The organism is Phyllobacterium zundukense, assembly GCF_002764115.1.
Taxonomy (GTDB): Bacteria; Pseudomonadota; Alphaproteobacteria; order Rhizobiales; family Rhizobiaceae; genus Phyllobacterium; species Phyllobacterium zundukense.
The window spans coordinates 1523706-1542786 of the sequence record NZ_CP017940.1; the positions used below are offsets into that span (position 1 = coordinate 1523706).

21 protein-coding genes are annotated in these 19081 nt (G+C 57.4%); 18 read left to right on the forward strand and 3 right to left on the reverse strand.

Annotated features, from left to right (window positions below; genetic code table 11):
• Positions 1-264: 264 nt before the first annotated feature.
• Both xth and erpA read right to left on the reverse strand, forming a co-directional pair.
• A complete protein-coding gene (xth, locus tag BLM14_RS07600; protein ID WP_099998821.1) occupies positions 265-1044 on the reverse strand; it encodes an exodeoxyribonuclease III in 780 nt (259 codons plus the stop codon).
• 47 nt (positions 1045-1091) lie between these two features.
• The gene (gene erpA / locus BLM14_RS07605; RefSeq protein ID WP_099998822.1) at positions 1092-1427 is read right to left on the reverse strand and encodes an iron-sulfur cluster insertion protein ErpA; all 336 of its coding nucleotides are present in this window, start codon (positions 1425-1427) and stop codon (positions 1092-1094) included.
• Positions 1428-1585: 158 nt separating this feature from the next.
• Here erpA and BLM14_RS07610 point away from each other — a divergent pair, with 158 nt between their 5' ends.
• From BLM14_RS07610 to BLM14_RS07690, 17 genes are all read left to right on the forward strand, one after another.
• Positions 1586-2794: a deoxyguanosinetriphosphate triphosphohydrolase gene (locus tag BLM14_RS07610; protein WP_099998823.1), complete on the forward strand. Its 1209-nt coding sequence runs from the start codon at positions 1586-1588 to the stop codon at positions 2792-2794.
• A gap of 63 nt (positions 2795-2857) precedes the next feature.
• Complete coding sequence (argS, locus tag BLM14_RS07615; protein WP_099998824.1) at positions 2858-4615, forward strand: arginine--tRNA ligase; 1758 nt, start codon at positions 2858-2860, stop codon at positions 4613-4615.
• Positions 4616-4712: 97 nt separating this feature from the next.
• The gene (locus BLM14_RS07620; protein ID WP_099998825.1) at positions 4713-7271 is read left to right on the forward strand and encodes an SPOR domain-containing protein; all 2559 of its coding nucleotides are present in this window, start codon (positions 4713-4715) and stop codon (positions 7269-7271) included.
• A gap of 177 nt (positions 7272-7448) precedes the next feature.
• Positions 7449-7568, forward strand: coding sequence for a DUF4160 domain-containing protein (locus BLM14_RS30960; protein ID WP_108724300.1), 120 nt, complete (start codon positions 7449-7451; stop codon positions 7566-7568).
• Positions 7569-7669: 101 nt separating this feature from the next.
• On the forward strand, positions 7670-8089 hold the full coding sequence (locus tag BLM14_RS07630) for a DUF2442 domain-containing protein (RefSeq protein WP_099998826.1): 420 nt from the start codon (positions 7670-7672) through the stop codon (positions 8087-8089).
• A 66-nt stretch (positions 8090-8155) separates the two neighbouring features.
• The gene (gene nagZ / locus BLM14_RS07635; protein WP_099998827.1) at positions 8156-9175 is read left to right on the forward strand and encodes a beta-N-acetylhexosaminidase; all 1020 of its coding nucleotides are present in this window, start codon (positions 8156-8158) and stop codon (positions 9173-9175) included.
• Between the two features lie 13 nt (positions 9176-9188).
• Complete coding sequence (locus BLM14_RS07640) at positions 9189-10052, forward strand: segregation and condensation protein A (RefSeq protein ID WP_237143492.1); 864 nt, start codon at positions 9189-9191, stop codon at positions 10050-10052.
• A 34-nt stretch (positions 10053-10086) separates the two neighbouring features.
• Positions 10087-10770 (forward strand): SMC-Scp complex subunit ScpB, encoded by a 684-nt coding sequence (scpB, locus tag BLM14_RS07645; protein ID WP_418314226.1) that lies wholly within the window; start codon positions 10087-10089, stop codon positions 10768-10770.
• 191 nt (positions 10771-10961) lie between these two features.
• Positions 10962-11189, forward strand: a complete 228-nt coding sequence (locus BLM14_RS07650) for a twin-arginine translocase TatA/TatE family subunit (protein WP_099998829.1) — start codon at positions 10962-10964, stop codon at positions 11187-11189.
• Positions 11190-11252: 63 nt separating this feature from the next.
• Positions 11253-11852, forward strand: coding sequence for a Sec-independent protein translocase protein TatB (gene tatB / locus BLM14_RS07655; RefSeq protein WP_099998830.1), 600 nt, complete (start codon positions 11253-11255; stop codon positions 11850-11852).
• Positions 11849-12673, forward strand: a complete 825-nt coding sequence (gene tatC / locus BLM14_RS07660) for a twin-arginine translocase subunit TatC (RefSeq protein WP_099998831.1) — start codon at positions 11849-11851, stop codon at positions 12671-12673. The genes tatB and tatC overlap by 4 nt, the downstream gene beginning before the upstream one ends.
• Before the next feature lie 68 nt (positions 12674-12741).
• The gene (gene serS, locus BLM14_RS07665) at positions 12742-14025 is read left to right on the forward strand and encodes a serine--tRNA ligase (protein WP_099998832.1); all 1284 of its coding nucleotides are present in this window, start codon (positions 12742-12744) and stop codon (positions 14023-14025) included.
• A gap of 15 nt (positions 14026-14040) precedes the next feature.
• Positions 14041-14799, forward strand: a complete 759-nt coding sequence (surE, locus tag BLM14_RS07670) for a 5'/3'-nucleotidase SurE (RefSeq protein WP_099998833.1) — start codon at positions 14041-14043, stop codon at positions 14797-14799.
• Entirely contained in the window at positions 14796-15449 is a 654-nt protein-coding gene (locus tag BLM14_RS07675; protein ID WP_099998834.1) for a protein-L-isoaspartate(D-aspartate) O-methyltransferase, read from the forward strand. The genes surE and BLM14_RS07675 overlap by 4 nt, the downstream gene beginning before the upstream one ends.
• A gap of 125 nt (positions 15450-15574) precedes the next feature.
• Complete coding sequence (locus tag BLM14_RS07680) at positions 15575-16942, forward strand: peptidoglycan DD-metalloendopeptidase family protein (protein WP_099998835.1); 1368 nt, start codon at positions 15575-15577, stop codon at positions 16940-16942.
• Between the two features lie 118 nt (positions 16943-17060).
• Positions 17061-17315, forward strand: a complete 255-nt coding sequence (locus BLM14_RS07685; RefSeq protein ID WP_099998836.1) for a type II toxin-antitoxin system HicA family toxin — start codon at positions 17061-17063, stop codon at positions 17313-17315.
• On the forward strand, positions 17312-17641 hold the full coding sequence (locus BLM14_RS07690) for a type II toxin-antitoxin system HicB family antitoxin (RefSeq protein ID WP_099998837.1): 330 nt from the start codon (positions 17312-17314) through the stop codon (positions 17639-17641). Before BLM14_RS07685 ends, BLM14_RS07690 begins: the two co-directional genes overlap by 4 nt.
• A gap of 16 nt (positions 17642-17657) precedes the next feature.
• Here the strand turns inward: BLM14_RS07690 and BLM14_RS07695 are convergent, their stop codons facing one another.
• Entirely contained in the window at positions 17658-18521 is an 864-nt protein-coding gene (locus BLM14_RS07695; protein ID WP_099998838.1) for an ATP-binding protein, read from the reverse strand.
• 160 nt (positions 18522-18681) lie between these two features.
• Here BLM14_RS07695 and yajC point away from each other — a divergent pair, with 160 nt between their 5' ends.
• Complete coding sequence (yajC, locus tag BLM14_RS07700; RefSeq protein ID WP_099998839.1) at positions 18682-19023, forward strand: preprotein translocase subunit YajC; 342 nt, start codon at positions 18682-18684, stop codon at positions 19021-19023.
• Positions 19024-19081 lie beyond the last annotated feature (58 nt).

The following is a 19081-nucleotide window of genomic DNA, read 5'->3' on the forward strand; positions in this document are numbered from 1 at the left end:
GAGAAACTGACTTGCTACGTAATGTAATGCACCGCTCAATACGATGCAAATCGCGATTTGCAGTGCAATGATCAACGGTGGCTTATCCGTGCTCGAGAGAACAGGAGAAATCGCGCCGATGACCAATATGGCTATGGCAATGCCATTGAAATAAGTTGCCAATAATTTTGTACGTTCATTGTGAATTGTGCTCATAAAATTCTCACATTATCGATGGGTTAAAAATCGGTAAGTCTTATAAACAGAGATCAAATGACTATTGTTTTATGCAATTGAAATAGCTACGGGCACGTGGTCAGAGGGTTTTTCCCAAGCGCGGACGTGTTTTTCGATGCTGGCGGACTCGAGAAGGTTTGCAGCCTCCGGCGACAGCATCAGGTGGTCGATGCGAATGCCGTTGTTCTTCTGCCAGGCGCCAGCCTGATAATCCCAGAATGTATAGGTCCCTGCCGCATCGGTAACGCTGCGGACGGCGTCGGTGAAGCCGAGATTTTCCAGCCGCCGGAAGGCCTGGCGCGTTTCCGGTTGAAACAGCGCGTCATTGATCCAGACTTCCGGGTTCCTGGCGTCAATAGGCTCGGGAATGACATTGTAGTCGCCCGCCAGGATCAGTGGCTCTTCCAGTGCGAGCCGTTCCTCGGCCCAGCGTTCCAGGCGCGCCATCCAGCCCAATTTGTACGGAAATTTCTCGGTATCGATCGGATTGCCATTGGGCAGATAGAGCGAGACCACGCGAATGGCGCCCTTTTCGGTAGAGAAAACCGCTTCGATAAAGCGAGCCTGCTCGTCGGCATCATCGCCAGGGAGGCCGCGCGTCACCTCTTCAGGTGATTTCTTGGACAGTATGGCAACGCCGTTGAAGCCCTTCTGCCCATGCGTTTCCACATGATAGCCAAGCGCTTCAAGCTCGAAACGCGGAAAGCCATCATCGACAGATTTGATTTCCTGCAGGCAGACGATATCCGGATCGGATTCCCGCAGCCAAGTGGTGAGGACGTCGATTCGGGCTTTGACGCCGTTGATGTTCCAGGTGACGATTTTCATGACGATTCCGCTCTGGTTGCAACGGCGACAGGTTTAAGGGAGGGGTATCAGACGGAAAAGCTGGTTCCGCAACCACAGGAAGAGGTCGCGTTGGGATTGCGGATCTGGAAAGACTGCCCCATCAGGTCATCAACGAAATCAATTTCCGAACCGCCGATATAGGGCAGGGAAATTTGATCAATCAGCACCTTGGCACCGAGTTTCTCAACGACGATATCGTCAGCGTCCTGTACGTCGACCAGATCATACTTGTAGGAAAAGCCCGAGCAGCCGCCACCCTCGACGGAAATGCGCAGGGCGGTTTTTTCCGGGTCGGATTTCAGAATCGCCGAGATACGCTTTGCAGCGGCATCGGAGACAGAAACATTTGCAACTTCGGTCATTTCTTTACGGTCCTTCGCGGATTGCTCCGCTGCGTTCAGCCAGGAACTGACATTGCCATGTCACACCTTGCCATTCATCATACACAATAGCTAAGAATTGGCGACTGCGAAGTCAACGTTGTCCGCAGTCACAAAACCGGAAGGTGTGCATTTCAATCATGTCCATGCAGGGTATCGGTTTCGGTTACAGGGAGAGGGCACCCTATGCCTGCGATCCTCAGCATAGCCGGGGCCGGCTTGTGCCTGAAAGCGAGAGCCCGACGCGCACCGTATTTCAGCGCGACCGCGACCGTATCATCCATTCGACGGCATTCCGGCGGCTGAAGCACAAGACACAGGTGTTCATCGCCCACGAAGGTGACCATTATCGCACCAGACTGACCCATACGATCGAGGTGGCACAGATCGCCCGGGCGCTGGCGCGGTCCATGCGGCTCGATGAGGATCTGGCCGAGGCGATCGCGCTCGTGCATGATTTCGGTCATACGCCGTTCGGTCACACGGGCGAGGATGCGCTGAACGACAAGATGCGGGAATTCGGCGGTTTCGATCACAATGCGCAGTCATTGCGGATCGTGACGAGCCTCGAAAAGCGCTATGCCGAGTTTGACGGGCTGAACCTGACCTGGGAAACCCTGGAAGGGCTGGTCAAGCACAACGGTCCGCTGATCGACGGCGAGGGCAATGGGCTCAAACATCCGGTGCCGGCTGCAATTCTGGAGTACAACGCCCGCAACGATCTGGAATTGGCCAGTTTTGCTTCGCTGGAAGCCCAGTGTGCTGCGATTGCAGATGACATAGCCTACAACGCCCATGATATTGATGATGGATTGCGTTCAGGGCTCTTGTCGCTGGAGGCGCTGGAAGACGTGTCGATCACCGGGGATATTTTGCGCGCGGTCCGGGAAAAGTACCCTGCCCTCGACGATGTGCGAACGTCGCACGAGATCGTCCGCCGACAGATCACGATCATGGTCGAAGACGTTATTCGGGCGGCGCAGGCCAATCTGGACGCGCTCAAGCCACAGACTGTCGGCGATATCCATGGCGCAGGACAAAGCATTGTCGGATTTTCGACGCCGCTGCGCGAACAGGAGAAGCCGCTCAAGGCGTTTCTCTACAAGAACCTCTATTTCCACGAGAGCGTGGTGCGCGTGCGCAAATCTGCCGACAGGATTGTGAAAGAGCTGTTCGATGCCTATCTCGCTGACGAACAGTGCATGCCGGAAGGCTGGCGAGACGGGCAGAACCGGGGCGATTTGACCGCGCAGGCAAGACTCGTGGCGGATTTCCTGGCAGGCATGACCGACACCTATGCTGTGCGCGAACACCGCCGGTTGTTTGACGATACGCCCGAATTGGCTTAAGGCGTGCCCAACTTCGGTTGGTAAACCGATCAATTTATACAAACCCCGAATGAGTATGACGTCATGAATATCTTCGCTGATTTCGACGCGCGGATTAAGAAAGCCCTGCAAGCGCTTGAATTGAAAACAACAGATGGCGCTGAGGTGGATTTGTCACGCGTGGGCGTGGAGCCGCCGCGTGATCCCAGCCATGGCGATATCGCGACGAATGCGGCGATGGTGCTCTCGAAGGCGGTTGGCCAAAATCCACGTGAACTCGCAGTCAAGATTGGTGAGGCGCTGAAAAATGATGCCGATGTGGGTTCTGTCGACGTGGCGGGGCCGGGATTCATCAATCTGCGGTTGAAGGATACCTATTGGCACCGGCAGCTTGCCATCATGCTCGGCTCGGGCCTCAATTACGGCCGGTCGAAGCTCGGCTATGGTCATCGTGTCAATGTGGAATATGTCTCGGCCAATCCTACTGGTCCGATGCATGTCGGCCATTGCCGGGGCGCTGTCGTTGGCGACGCATTGGCAAATCTTCTCAAATTTGCCGGTTATGACGTCGCCAAGGAATATTACATCAATGATGCGGGCGCGCAGATCGATGTGCTGGCGAGTTCCGTGATGTTGCGCTACCGGGAGGCACTGGGCGAGCAGATCGGCGACATTCCTCCAGGACTCTATCCGGGTGATTATCTCGTTCCGGTCGGGCAGGCGCTTGCTAGCGATTTTGGCACGAAGCTTCTGGAAATGCCGGAAGACGAGGCGCTCGCTATCGTCAAGGACCGGACGATCGATGCGATGATGGCAATGATCCGTGAGGATCTGGCTGCCCTCAACGTGCATCACGACGTGTTCTTCTCCGAGCGGACGCTGCATGCGAACAATGCCAAGCTGATCCGGTCGGCGATCAACGACCTGACCTTGAAGGGCCACGTCTACAAGGGCAAGCTGCCACCACCCAAGGGGCAATTGCCGGAAGATTGGGAAGACCGCGAGCAGACCCTGTTCCGGTCAACCGACGTTGGCGACGATATCGACCGGCCATTGGTCAAGTCCGACGGGCAATTCACCTATTTCGCGGCCGATGTCGCCTATTTCAAAGACAAGTACGACCGGCACTTCGATGAGATGATCTATGTGCTTGGTGCCGACCACGGCGGCTATGTCAAGCGCCTCGAATCCCTGGCGCGGGCCGTTTCCGGTGGAACGGCGAAGCTGACAGTGCTGATTTGCCAGCTGGTCAAGCTTTACCGCAATGGTGAGCCCGTACGTATGTCGAAGCGTTCGGGTGAATTCGTCACCTTGCGCGATGTGGTGGAAGAAGTGGGGCGCGATCCCGTCCGGTTCATGATGCTGTACCGGAAGAACGATGCGCCGCTGGATTTCGATTTCGCCAAGGTGACCGAGCATTCCAAGGAAAATCCGGTCTTCTACGTCCAGTACGCTTCGGCACGCTGCCATTCGGTTTTCCGGCAGGCGATGGAGCAGCTTGGCATCGGTGAGGAAGCATTGGCGGCGAGCGCCCAGCATTTTCATCTGCTCGCGGATGAGAGTGAAATTGCGCTTATTCGCAAGCTTGCGGAATACCCGCGGCTCGTCGAAACGGCGGCTCTGCATCAGGAGCCGCACAGGCTCGCTTTCTACCTCTACGACCTTGCAAGTTCCCTGCATACGCAGTGGAATAAAGGAACCGAAAATCCGGACTTACGTTTTATTAAGGTTAACGATCCAAACTTGTCCCAAGCCAGGCTAGGGCTGGTTCAGGTTGTTTCGAAAGTCTTGGCGTCCGGATTGTCTATAATAGGTGCGGATGCCCCGACGGAAATGCGCTAAGGCGTAGAAATCCTGTCAACTTTTGCCCACATTGCGCTGGTATGGCCAATGCGTGACGTTTTTTGACGTCCACAGTTGAGAGTACAGGATTAACGCCATGGCGGACAATTATATTCAGCGTTCTCACCGGCAGGATGATTCGCGACTCGGTAATGACGATCCCCTAATGGAGCTTTCCCGTATCATCGGGACCCCTGAAGAGGAGGAAGCTACAGCCGGCTCCAACGAGGACTTCGTTCTGGATCTCGAACGCGAACTGATGGGGGGCTTCGAAGAGCAAGCCGCACCACAGTCCCGACAGGCAGTTCCTGATGATGAACCAATTGAGGATGATCATTTCGCTGTTGAGGACTTTGAAGCGTCCATTGAGCGCGGCCTGACCGGCATCGAGCCATCTGACGTTCACCAGGCGACCGCTGCGCCCGCTGCGGCTTACGAAGAACCTGATTACGCCGATTACGAGCCCGACACATCCTATGCAGATGGCGAGGCGGGTGAGGGCATTGCCCCTGTAGCTGCGGCCGCAGAGCCAGTCGCTTCGCACTATGAGGCGCGTCCGGCCGTTGCTGCGCCGTCGCTCAGCCTCGAGGACGAGCTGGAGACTCTGCTAGCCGGATCGGCGCAACCTGTCGTGCAGCGCTCGGTCAATGCCTCGTGGGGCTACGGCTCGCAGACGCAGGTTGCGGGTCGCACAGAGCCGGCACCATCGATCAGCCGGACAACGTCCTATCAGCCACCAGCGGCGCCTGAACCCGAAGCCTACCAGGCTGCTCCGGTGCCGGAGCCTGCGGTCTATGAAGCGACGGATGACCAGATCCAAGAGTCCGAGCATGATGATTTCGATGCTGAAGAACTGATGGCAGCATTCGACGATTTCGAAGTAACAGCGGATCATGAAGAAGAACAGGCACCCGTCGCTGACTCTGACGAGCCGGAACCGCCGCGCTACGAGAGCGCCGCACAGTACCAGGTGCCCGTCCAGCAGATCGCAGTGCCGGTCGCGACGTCAATCGCCAGTGCACCGACATTGCCGGAAGTGCACGATCTCGCCGAATATGCCGATGAGCTTGATCGTGCGGCTTCGTCGATCAACGCCGCTCCCGATGTCGATACGATGGCGGTGACCGAAAACCGTGTGGATTATACGGAATCGCTTGATCTTCCGGCGGTGCATTACGAGGACGACGTTCCTCAGCACAATGGTCTCGGTGAGCTTGAAACCGAGTTTGCCGAAGTCTTTGGTTCGATCGAGGCAGAAGATCCGCGTACCGGATATGTCGCTCAGGAAGAGGCCCCCAAGCCCGAGCCCGAAAAGGATGACTATGCGGATATCTTTGCCGATGTGTTCGGCAATGAAGCAGAGCAGGGCCGCTATAATCCGTCCGGTTATGCTGCCGCCGCCGGGGCCGCTGCCGTCGGTATGGCTGCAGCCGGTACCCAGAAAAACCGGTCACAAGCCTACCAGCCTGGTCCCGAAGAGGATACGGATTTCGGCTATGATCCACGGCAGGACGATGTCGACATCGCCGCTTCGTCCTATGGACAGAAGGAGCTGAAGGCCCGGCGCAGCAGCTTGTTTGTACCTGGCGTTGCCGCAGCGGTCGTGCTTGTGGCAGTGGCCGGTGCTGTTGCCTATAAATGGACCGGCAGTTCGGGTGGCGAACCCGTTGTCATCATGGCCGACAAGACACCGATAAAGGTTCAGCCGGAAACGACCAGCACCGCCATTGTTCCCAACCAGGACAAGGCTGTCTACGACAAGAGCGCCACAATCGCTCCGGAAGCACCAAAGCAGGATCAACTCGTGACAACGCGTGAAGATCCCGTCGACCTCGCCCCGGATGAAGATGAGGACGTGGCTGCAACCGATAAGGTCGAGGCCCGGGTTGATCCTGCCAGCGAAGATGTGGCTGCGAATGAACCACCGGCCACCGAGCGCAACAGCGCCATTGCACCGCGCAAGGTTCAGACGATGGTCGTCAAGCCCGACGGAACCATGGTTGCATCCATTCCGCAGGAAGGTGAAGCCTTGAGTACCGGCCCCGCAGCTGCGCCAGTTGACCGCCCTGCAGAACCGGCTCCGGTCAGTGCAAATACGCCTGCGGCTCCAGGAGCAGCTCCTAATGACGAAATTGGCTCGCTCGTTCAGGACAGCCAGCCTGAAGCACCTGCGCAGGCTGCTGCCCCGGCTCTCGCCCCAGTGAAGCCCGCACCAACGGCTCCGGCCGCAGGCAAGCTGCCGGCGAAACCGGTCGAGACAAAGAAAATCACCCAGGAAACGGTTGCCAGCGCTGCGCCGAAAAACATTCCGGTGGTTGAATCCCGTCCTGCCGAGCAGCCTCTCGATATCGTTGACCGGGTGCCGCCAAAGAACGCTGCCGGTCAGCAGGTCGCTTCTGTCGCCCCTGCAGCAGGCAGCTACATGATCCAGATCGCGTCGCAGCCGAATGTCGAAGGCGCACAGAAAACCTACGCTTCCCTGTCGCAGAAATATGCGAGTGTCATCGGCGGCCGCGGCGTTGATATCAAGCAGGCTGAAATCGCCGGCAAGGGCACATTCTTCCGTGTCCGCATCCCTGCCGGTTCCAAGGCCGATGCGATCAACCTTTGCACCAAATACAAGTCCGCCGGTGGTAGCTGCTTCGTTACGCAGTAGAGCCTCAAGGTGCATTCCTGACAAAGGCTCCGCCACTGGCGGGGCCTTTTTCGTTTTCCCCATTCTGTTCTGGTGCTAGCCTAATCCGATAGTGATCCATTTATTTATAGATTTTGCGCACCGCATAACTCGCGCGAGTTGCGATTGTAAAACCCAACTGTTGGGATTATATTGGTTATGGTTGTAATTCACCGTGCACACGGCTTCCGTTTTGTCATTTATACAATCGATCACGAACCGGCACATGTTCATGTTACGGGGGCGGGGCAGGCTTCTTGGAGCTGGCGGTGCCCCTGAGTTGGTTTACAGCATAGGCATCAAGCGCTCCGACATGCGGCGATTGATGTTGGAGGTTGCCGAACATCAAAGCACATTCGTAAAGGTATGGGAGCGCATCCATGGCAAGCTTGACTGACGTGCAATTCGATTTGGCCGAGACCAAGGGACAAGAGCTGCTTTTGACCGGACCTCGGGCATCGCACGGACACTTAGATCCTGTAACCCGCCGGGTGGTCATCGATCTCGTCAATGGTTGCAGTTACGCTTTTCCGGTTCAGTTCGTGCAAGACTTGAAAGATGCGACTGAAGAGAATCTGGCTGATATTCATGTGGATGGAGTTGGCTTTAACCTGCATTGGCCAAAGCTGGAGGTTGACCTTTATGTGCCTGCGCTTGTGGCGGGCATCTTCGGCACACGGGCCTGGATGACGAGCGAACTTGCCCGTATAGCGGGAAAGGTCAGCTCACCAGCGAAATCGGCCGCGGCGAGGGCAAATGGTGCAAAGGGGGGACGTCCGAGGAAAGCGGCGAGCGGCTAATTTCGGCAGCCTTTCGCAAATGTTCAGCGGAGTTGTGGCATACGTGAATTACAGTAGACTCTGCACATGAGCGAATCAAAAGCATGGATTGCCGGAACCACCGGTTTGAAGCTGACCCCTGATGAAATCGCGTTCTTTCGCGATGAGCGGCCCTGGGGTTTTATTCTGTTTGCCCGCAATGTCAGCGAGCCTGCACAGATCGAGGACCTTTGCGCGCATTTGCGCGATCTCGTGGGACGCGACAATGCGCTTGTGCTGATCGACCAGGAGGGCGGGCGTGTGCAGCGGCTGCGTCCGCCGCTCGCACCGGACTATCCCGCCGGATCGGCGCTGGGTGCGCTTTACCGGGAAGATGAGGAAAAAGGACTGCGTGCTGCCTGGCTACTGTCTCGCCTGCATGCCTTCGACCTTTTGAAGCTCGGCATCAATGTCGACTGCCTGCCGGTACTGGACGTACCGGTCGAGGGAGCCAACGACGTGATCGGGACGCGCGCCTACGGCAAGCATCCAGAAATCGTGACGGCGATGGGCGGCGCAGCGGCCGAAGGCCTGCTTGCAGGCGGCATGCTGCCTGTGATCAAGCATATTCCGGGCCATGGCCGTGCGTTCGCAGACACGCACCACGAATTGCCGACAGTCGCGACGCCCCTGGAAGAGCTTGCGGAACATGATTTCGCACCATTCCGTGCCCTGGCACACCTGCCAATGGCCATGAGTGCCCATGTGATCTTCTCGGCCGTCGATCCGAAGAACCCGGCCACGACATCCGGCAAGGTGGTCGAAGAGATCATCCGGGACTATATAGGCTTCGACGGGCTTTTGATGAGCGATGACGTCTCCATGAATGCACTTTCTGGGGATTATTTTGATCGAACCAAAGCAATCTTTGCCGCGGGACTCGATATCGTGCTTCATTGCCATGGCATCATGGAGCAGATGAGGGCGGTCGCATCCTGTACACCTGATCTTGAGGGCAAGGCGCTCGAGCGGGCAACGCGGGCGATCGCCTACAGGAAAGAGCCGGACACCTCGAATGAGGAAGAGCTCCGGGAAGAATTCCAGCGCACTTTCGAGGCGGTGGCATAGAAACGAGAGAGATTTGGCTGCGAGCGAGCAAAAGATAAACGGCAAGAACGCGACGCCCATGGAGGCGCTGTGGGAAAGCACGTCTGATCGCGGCCTCAGCGAGCCCTCACTTGTCATCGATATCAAGGGCTTCGAAGGTCCGCTTGACCTTCTGCTGCATCTTGCGCGTAACCAGCGGGTCGATCTTGCCCGTATTTCCGTGCTTGCACTGGTTGAGCAATACCTGGTGTTCATTCGCCAGGCACAGGCGCTGCGGCTGGAGCTTGCCGCCGATTACCTGGTGATGGCGGCCTGGCTCGCCTATCTGAAATCAAAGCTTCTGATCCCCAAGACACCGGGCGATGAAGGCGAAAGCGGTGAAGAACTTGCGGCAACGCTGCAGTTCAGGCTGAAGCGGCTGGAGGCAATGCGTGACGCGGCGACCAAGCTGATCAATCGCAACCGGCTCGGGCGCGATGTTTTCGCGCGGGGCATGCCCGAGGCAGTGATCGTCGACCAAACCAACACCTATGCCGCCACACTATACGAGTTGCTGACCGCCTATGCCGCGCAGCGCCAGAAACGCGCGACATCGCATGTCCAGATCGCGCGGCGCACCGTCTGGTCGCTGAAGGATGCCCGTACGATCCTGATGCGGCTGGTTGGCGAATTGAAGGACTGGACGGCACTCGACCAGTATCTGCTCGAATTCATCGTTTCGCCGGCGGAAAGAGCAACAGCTATGGCGAGTTCGTTCGCCGCAAGTCTGGAAATGGTCCGGGAAGGCCATCTCGAAATTCGCCAGACTGGCGCGTTCAACCCCATCTATCTTCGCAACAGGCCAGAGGGACGCGTGGAGACGCTGGGTGTGACTATGGAGGAAGTGGTCAATGGCTGACACAGCGCAACACCTCGACCTCGAAGAGGATGAACTGGCGTCGGAAGGCAGCTGGAATTCGCGGTTGCCGGTTTCCGAGGCGCTGCGCATGGCAGAAGCAATTCTGTTCGCCTCGGCCGAACCGGTGACGGAGAAGGCGCTGCAGGAACGCCTGCCATCCGGGGTCGATGTTGCTGCACTGCTCGGCGAGTTGCAGGAGATCTATTCCAAGCGCGGCATCAATCTGCGGCAGGTTGGCGGCGCGTGGGCGTTCCGGACTGCCGCCGATCTGGCTTTCCTGATGAATCGCGAGGCAGTGCAGCAGAAGAAACTGTCACGCGCAGCACTGGAGGTCCTGGCGATCATCGCGTACCACCAGCCGGTAACGCGGGCAGAGCTCGAAGACATTCGCGGCGTCGAGACCTCAAAAGGCACGCTCGATGTGCTCATGGAGACGGGCTGGATCAAGTTCCGGGGGCGTCGCCGCACGCCGGGCCGTCCGATTACCTACGGCACCACCGCTTCTTTCCTCGATCATTTTGGCCTGCAGGAAGTACGCGATCTGCCGGGTATCGACGAATTACGCGGGGCAGGGCTGCTTTCGGCCCGAATGCCGTCGAATTTTGCCATTCCGGTTCCGGCCAACGATCCGGATGAATTGACCGAGGATGAGGATCCGCTGACGGATATTGACCTTGAAGAACTCGGACTGCTCACTCCCCGCATTGACCATGATTGAGACAAGCTTCCGGTTTAATATTTCACATAATGTGGCTTAAAAACCCGTTGCGGAAGAATTTGTGCCGGAGTTTTCACTTCGCACTTGCGCCGCGTTTACATGAATGTGAAACAGCAGAATGCACTTGTGTTTGAAAAGCACGGGGAAAAGGCATAGATGAGCCCAAGCGTTTGGGCGAATGTGAGGATCAAATGGGTAGTTTTTCAATCTGGCACTGGCTTATCGTGCTTGCAGTCGTGCTTCTTCTGTTCGGTCGAGGCAAGATTCCGGAACTCATGGGCGACGTTGCCAAGGGTATCAAGAACTTCAAGAGCGGCATGAGCGACGACGATGCGGCCGCCGCGGATGATTCCAAGACGATTGATAACAAGACAAGCCAGCCGGTGAATTCAGTCAAGGAAAAGACGACAAAGTCTTGAGTGGCAGGATTAGTCTTGTCCTGCGCGCGGTCTCGCTACCGCGTTGTGGCTGGAGCATGATGAATGTTTGAAGTTGGTTGGTCGGAAATCCTGGTGATCGTGATCGTTTTGATCGTGGTGGTTGGTCCTAAGGATTTGCCGAAAATGCTGCGTGCATTTGGCAAGGCGACGACGAAGTTTCGCGCGACCGCCGGAGAATTCCGGCGGCAATTCGACGAAGCCCTCAAGGAGGCGGAACTTGATGACGTTCGCGACATCATCAACGATGCCAAGAGCCTCGATCCGCGCAGCGACATCCGCAAGGTATTCGACCCGGTCAGGACGATCGGCGAGGAAATCCGTTCAAGCCTGAAAGATGCGACATCAACCTCCAAGGAAAATGTCGCGATTCCGGACCCGGAAGCTCCAGGCGCCACGCAGTTGCAGCCGCAAGTAATGGAACCCCTGGCGGCGGCTCCTTCAGATGCGCCGGCTAAACCACCGGCCAAGACTGTGAAGGCGAAAACAGCGCCTGCGGCAATAACGACGGCAGCGGCTCCAAAAGCCGCGTCAAAGAAAAAGGCCGCACCGGCAGTTACTGCCGAGGCCAAGCCGGCCAAGGCACCAGCGAAAAGAACGGCAAAGCCGCGAACAAAGGCTGGCGATACGGGGATACAATCTTGAACAAGATCGACGACGATATTGACAAGAGCTCGGCGCCGCTGATCGAGCATTTGATCGAGCTGCGCCGGCGGCTGATCTGGGCCCTGGTTGCGTTTTTCGTCGCGTTCCTCGGTTGCTTCCATTATGGCAAGCAATTGTTCAACCTGCTGGTGATCCCCTATCAGTGGGCCGTCGGCTGGGCAGGTTTTGATCCGGCCAAGGCGCAGCTGATCTATACGGCGCCGCAGGAGTTCTTCTTCACCCAGGTGAAGGTCGCCATGTTTGGCGGTCTCGTGCTGGCATTCCCGGTGATCGCGTCGCAGATCTACAAATTCGTGGCTCCGGGGCTCTATCGCAATGAGCGCATGGCGTTTCTGCCATTCCTGATTGCATCGCCGATCCTTTTCCTTTTGGGTGGGGCGCTGGTCTACTTCTTCTTCACGCCGATGGTCATGTGGTTCTTCCTCGCCATGCAACAGCAGGGCGTTGCCGGTGAAGTGCAGATTTCGCTGCTGCCGAAGGTTTCCGAATATCTCAGCCTCATCATGACGCTGATCTTCGCCTTTGGGCTGGTTTTCCAGCTGCCGGTGGTCACCACGTTGCTGGCGCGCGTGGGTCTCGTCGGTTACGAAGGGCTCAAGTCCAAACGCAAATATGCGATTGTGATCGCCTTCATCGTGGCGGCTGTCATCACGCCGCCAGACCCGGTGAGCCAGATCGGTCTTGCGCTCCCGACGATCCTTCTCTACGAGATTTCCATCTGGATGGCGCGTCTGGTCGAGAAGAAGCGTGCGGCGGCTGATGCCGAAGCGCAATCGGAGTCCAGCGAAATCTCTTCCTGACGCCTCAGATTTCGCCGGGCGCCTTGCGCCCTTAGTCAACCAATTCACTCCAATACGGCTTTATTCCCATGCTCGATATCAAATGGATCCGCGAGAATCCGCAAGCGCTTGACGCAGCTCTGGCCAAACGGGGCATCGAGCCAGCATCGTCTCGGCTGATCGAGCTGGACGAAAAGCGCCGTCAGCACATTGCCAAGCTCCAGGACGCACAGGAACGCCGCAATGCCGCCTCGAAAGAGATCGGCAAGGCCATGGGCGCCAAAGACCAGGCAACTGCCGATCGCCTCAAGGCGGAAGTGGCAGAGATCAAGCTGTTCCTGCAATCCGCCGAAGAGGAAGAGCGCCAGTTCGATCGCGCGCTGAACGATGCATTGTCGGTTCTGCCGAACCTGCCACTCGACAGCGTGCCGGTCGGCAAGGACGAGGCCGACAATGCCGAAACGCGACGCGTTGGTGATCTGAAGAATTTCGCCTTCGAGCCGAAAGAGCATTTCGAGATAGGCGAAAAGCTCGGCTACATGGACTTCGAACGGGCGGCGAAGCTTTCAGGCAGCCGATTCACTGTTCTGAAGGGTCAGTTGTCCCGGCTGGAACGTGCGCTTGGTCAGTTCATGCTCGACCTGCACACGACCGAGCACGGTTATACCGAGGTCAGCCCGCCGCTGCTGGTCAATGATGACGTGCTTTACGGTACGGGGCAGCTGCCGAAATTCGCCGAAGATTTGTTCCAGACGACCGATGGCCGGTATCTCATTCCGACTGCAGAGGTGCCGTTGACCAATCTGGTGCGTGAGGAAATCCTCGACATTCGCGATCTGCCGATCCGCATGACCGCCTTGACCGCGTGCTTCCGCTCAGAGGCGGGTTCGGCCGGGCGTGACACGCGCGGTATGCTGCGCCAGCACCAGTTCATGAAGGTCGAACTCGTATCGATCACCGATGCCGAGCGTTCGATTGAAGAACATGAGCGGATGACCGGCTGCGCCGAGGAAGTGCTGAAGCGGCTCGACCTGCCATTCCGCACGATGACGCTGTGCACGGGAGACATGGGCTTTGGTGCACAAAAGACCTATGATCTCGAAGTCTGGCTGCCCGGCCAGAAAGCCTATCGCGAAATCTCCAGCTGTTCGGTCTGCGGCGACTTTCAGGCACGCCGGATGAACGCGCGCTACAGGCCCGAGGGCGAGAAGTCGACGCGCTTTGTCCATACGCTGAATGGTTCGGGAGTGGCGGTCGGGCGTGCGCTGATTGCTGTTGTCGAAAATTATCAAAATGAAGATGGCAGTGTCACAGTTCCGGATGCACTCTTGCCCTATATGGGTGGACTGAAACGGATCGAAAAAGCGGCTTAAACTCAGAGGTAGGCGATGCGCATTCTCTTGACCAACGATGATGGTATTCATGCGGAAGGTCTGAGCGTACTCGAACGCATTGCCCGCCAATTGTCCGACGATATCTGGGTGATTGCGCCGGAGACCGATCAGAGCGGCCTGGCGCATTCGCTGACCCTCTCCAACCCGTTGCGGCTGCGTAAGATCGACGAGCGGCATTATGCCGTGCGCGGGACACCAACCGATTGCGTGATCATGGGTGTCAAGCATCTCATGCCCGAGGCTCCCGATCTGATCATCTCGGGTGTCAATTCCGGCTCGAATATGGCTGATGATGTTACCTATTCCGGTACGGTTGCCGGCGCGATCGAGGGCACGCTGCTGGGCATCAAATCCATTGCCCTGTCGCAGGAATACAACCTCGATGGCGGCACCCGCATCCTGCCGTGGGAAGTCGTCGAGGAACGCGCGCCGGCTCTCCTGAAAAAACTGCTCAGCGTGGAACTGGCAAAGGGCGTTCTCGTCAATATCAATTTCCCCAGCTGTGCTGCATCGGAAATTGCGGGCATACGCGTTACGGCGCAGGGCAAGCTCTCGCATGGCCTTGCCATCGAGGAACGCCATGACGGGCGTGGCTTGCCCTACTACTGGTTGCGTTATGGGCGCGGCAAGGATGTGCCTGCCGAGAACAGCGACGTTGCCGCGATCCGCAAGAATTTCATTTCGATCACGCCGTTGCAGCTCGATCTGACAGCGCATGAGATGCGTGCAACATTGGAGGATGCATTCGCATGAAGCCTGCCTTGTCGGACCGGGAAGGGTTTGCCGCTTTTGTCCTTCGCATGCGCTCGCTTGGCCTGACGGATCAGCGTTTGATGAGTGCCTTTGAAGCAACGCCGCGCATGGCCTTCGTCAACGGCAATCTCGGAAATGCGGCCTATGGTGACGGTGCGCTGCCGATCGAATGCGGAGAATTTATCGAGGGGCTGGATCTGCAGGCGCAGCTCATCAAGGCGCTCGATCTGGAACCTGCGCACCGCGTGCTCGAAATCGGAACAGGCACGGGCTTCACGGCTGCGGTCATGGCGCGCCTTTCGGGCCGCGTATTGTCGCTCGAGCGCTACCGCACCCTCGTGGAGCTTGCCCAACAGCGCCTTCAGGCGTTGAAGATCGAAAATACATTCATCAAGCACACGGATGGCAGGAACGGCCTGGTGCATGATGGACCTTTCGACCGCATCATTGTCTGGGGTGCTTTCGAAAGCATGCCGCGCCAGTTCGTCGAACTGCTGTCGTCAAATGGGGTCATGGTGGCGCCGATCGGTCCGCTCGACGGCCGGCAGGTGATTGCACGTCTTTCGAAAATCGGCAGCCGCTTCGAGCGGCAGGACATGATGCCGGTGCGTTTCCTCTCGCTGCTTGAAGGCGTTGCTTCTGCGCTTTGACAGTGGCAACGGTTTAAGAGTTTGGTGAATTTTTTACAAATTTTATTCGCCTTTTAACGGTCGAGTAACATTAACGCGATCTAATGCTCCCAATATTCTTGTATTGAGTACGGGCGGGACATGCGATGCGTTTGAGTACCCTAAACAAAGCGTCACGGCGGCTGGCTCTGAATGCCGCTATTCTCACGGTTGCCGGTATGGCTGCAGGTTGCAGCTCGGGAGTGCAGCGCTTTACCAGCGCCGACTTTAGCTCTGGCTACAGCGATAACCAGCGTTCGATCATGCAGGCCCAGAATACGGGCCCGCAGCCCTATACGCCGCCGGTCGATTCAACCTACACGGCTTCGGTCAATCGCGGTGCTGTCCAGTCCTCTGGCGGTGTTCAGCGCGGCAGCCTGCCGCCTGTAGGCGCCGCAAGTGCTTCGGCGCTTCCACCTGTTTCGTCGCAGCCGTCGCGTCCAGCCCTCGCGCCTGTCGCAAATGCGGCTCCGATGCGGAACCAGCAGCTGGCATCCGCCGAGCCTGTCCAACCGATGAAGGCAGCGCCGCTTGGCACAAATTCCGGTACGTTGAAGACCCCGGATGGCCGCGAAGCAAAAATGCCAGCAAAGCCCGCGCCAGTTCAGGCGCCGTCGAATGACGTTGCCGTCCTGCCGCAGACCCCGCAGGTCAAGGAAAAGCAGGTAGCAGTTTCCACCACGCCGGCGACGGCAAAGAACACGACCCCGCCGAGCAATGGCGGTTCCTACACGGTTCAGAGCGGCGATACCCTGCATGCGATTTCGCGCAAGACCGGCAGCAATGTCGAGGCGATCAAGCAGGCGAACAATATGACCGACGGTACGGTCCGTATCGGGCAGTCGCTGATCATTCCGCCATCCAATGCGGCGCTGGCGCAGAATGTTGCCAACAACATGAAGCCGAAGGGTGGCGTCGATCAGGTCAAGACCGCATCGACACCGCCAGCCGAGCAGCCGAAGGCTGTGGCAAGCGCTGCCACACAGGCGGTTGCAACTCCTGCTGCAACGCAGGCTGACAGTCAGGCCAAACCCTATACGCCGCCACAGGCCAGTGAAAAAGTCATCGACGATGCCGAGAAGGATGTTGCCGCCGCGCCTGCGGGTACGGGTGTCTCGGGAATGCGCTGGCCGGTACGCGGCCGTGTCGTTGCCAATTACGGCAAGGGCAGTGACGGCATCGATATCTCGGTGCCGGAGGGCACGCCGATCAAGGCCGCGGAAAACGGCGTCGTTATCTACTCCGGTGACGGCCTCAAGGAATTCGGCAACACGGTTCTGGTTCGGCACGACAATGGCCTGGTCACCGTTTACGGCAATGCCAGCAAGTTGAATGTTCAGCGTGGTCAGAAGGTCAAGCGCGGCGAAGAACTCGGACGCTCCGGCATGACCGGCAACGCCACGTCGCCGAAGCTGCACTTCGAGGTCCGCAAGAATTCTACGCCTGTCGATCCGGCGAAATATCTCGAATCCTGATCAGGCTGACTTACACGTTCAAAGCCCGCACCTCTCGGCGCGGGCTTTTGCTTTTTGAACCGACATTTGTGCTAGCATTTTGTGCTTGCATATAATATATTTGAACGAGGCTATTTCTATGAACAGCAGACACAGACGGACCTTGGCGGCTGTCTTTGCGGACCCGGTTTCAGGTTCCATTGCATGGTCAGATATTGAAAGTTTGCTGATCAGCGTGGGGGCACGAACGATCGAGGGTAGTGGGTCGCGTGTAAAATTTGAAAAAGATGGAGAAGTGGAAAGCTTTCATCGGCCTCACCCCTCCAAGGAAGCAAAGCGTTACCAGGTGCGTGCGGCTCGGGTCTTTTTGGAGAGAATTGGAATAAAGCCATGAACGTCATGCACTACAAAGACTACACCGCGCGCATCGAATACGACGATGAGGATGAAATTTTCTTCGGCAAAATTGCTGATATCAGCGATGGTGTCGGTTTTCATGCCGATACGGTAGCAGACTTGAAAGTGGCATTTCATGAAGCTGTCGATGACTATATCGAGACATGCACCAAAATCGGCAAGCAGCCCCAAAAGCCATATTCGGGCAAAATGATGTTTCGGGTAAAGCCTGAAATTCACCGCCGAGCGGCGCTTGCTGCAGAGCGAGCCGGCAAGAGCCTCAATCAATGGGCTGAAGAGGCATTGGACAAGGCGGCGGGCTGATCGCCTGCCGGTTGCCTCAGAGCTTCTTGCCGAGACGACCGGCCAGGTCTTGCGTGAATTGCCAGGCGACGCGCCCCGACCGCGAGCCGCGCGTGGTCGACCACTCCAGTGCCTGCGCATGGAGCTGTTCCTTTTTCATGGCAAGGTCAAAATGCGCGGCGTAGCCGTCGATCATCGCCAGATAATCTTCCTGGCTGCATTTGTGGAACCCGAGCCAGAGGCCGAAACGGTCGGACAGCGAGACTTTTTCCTCGACGGCTTCGGACGGGTTGATCGCCGTCGAACGTTCGTTCTCGATCATGTCACGGGGCAGGAGATGGCGGCGGTTCGACGTGGCATAGAAGATCACGTTATCCGGCCGCCCCTCGACGCCACCTTCCAGCGCTGCTTTCAAGGATTTGTAGGAGGTGTCGTCATGATCGAACGACAGATCATCGCAAAACAGGATGAAACGATAGTCGGTATCCTTGATGGCGGCCATCAGGGCAGGGAGGCTGCCGATATCCTCGCGGTGGATCTCGATCAGTTTCAACGGGTGGCTGCCAGCCGGTGCGGCCGTGTTGACCGACGCATGAACCGCCTTGACCAGCGATGATTTTCCCATTCCGCGCGCGCCCCACAGAAGCACATTGTTGGCCTGGAAACCGTCGGCAAAGCGCTTTGTGTTGTCAAAGAGGATGTCGCGAACATTGTCGACGCCGCGGATCAGGGAGATATCGACGCGGTTGACCTTGCTGATCGGATCGAACGCGAGGCGGTCGGGATTCCAGACGAAGCAATCCGCCTCATCCAGCTTGACCGGCTGCGGCTTTGGCGGCGCCATGCGCTCCAGCACTGCAATCAGACGGTCAAGTTTATCTGTCAGCAATTCCTCGGACATTCTCATCAAGCCTTTGTTTTTGTATGCGTGGTGTCACTATCATGTTGACGGTAAATCGAAAAGCGGCACATGCAGCTTTGTACGGTTGCTTTTGCCCGCGCAAACATTGTATTGCGCAGGCTGGTTCATTCAAACTTGGTTCTCTCTGGAGGTTGTCTCTATGTTCGTAACTCCCGCATATGCACAGGCAACGGGTGTCGGTGGCGCACCGGAAATGCTCATGAGCATCCTGCCGTTCATCCTGATCTTCGTGATCATGTATTTCCTGATCATCCGCCCGCAGCGCACAGCGGCGAAGAAGCGCGAAGAGCAACTGAAGAACATCCGCCGTGGCGACACAATTATCACCGGCGGCGGGTTCATTGCCAAGGTGATCAAGGTTTATGAAGATACGGGCGAGCTGGACGTTGAAATCGGCGAGGGGGTCAAGGCGCGCGTGCTCCGCGGCATGGTTGCCGATGTCCGGGTCAAGGGCGAGCCGGTTGCCGACAACAAGAAATAAGGCATAGTTACAGGGCGGCCATGGAGCCGCTCTGTTGATTCTAGCCGCAAAAGGCCGA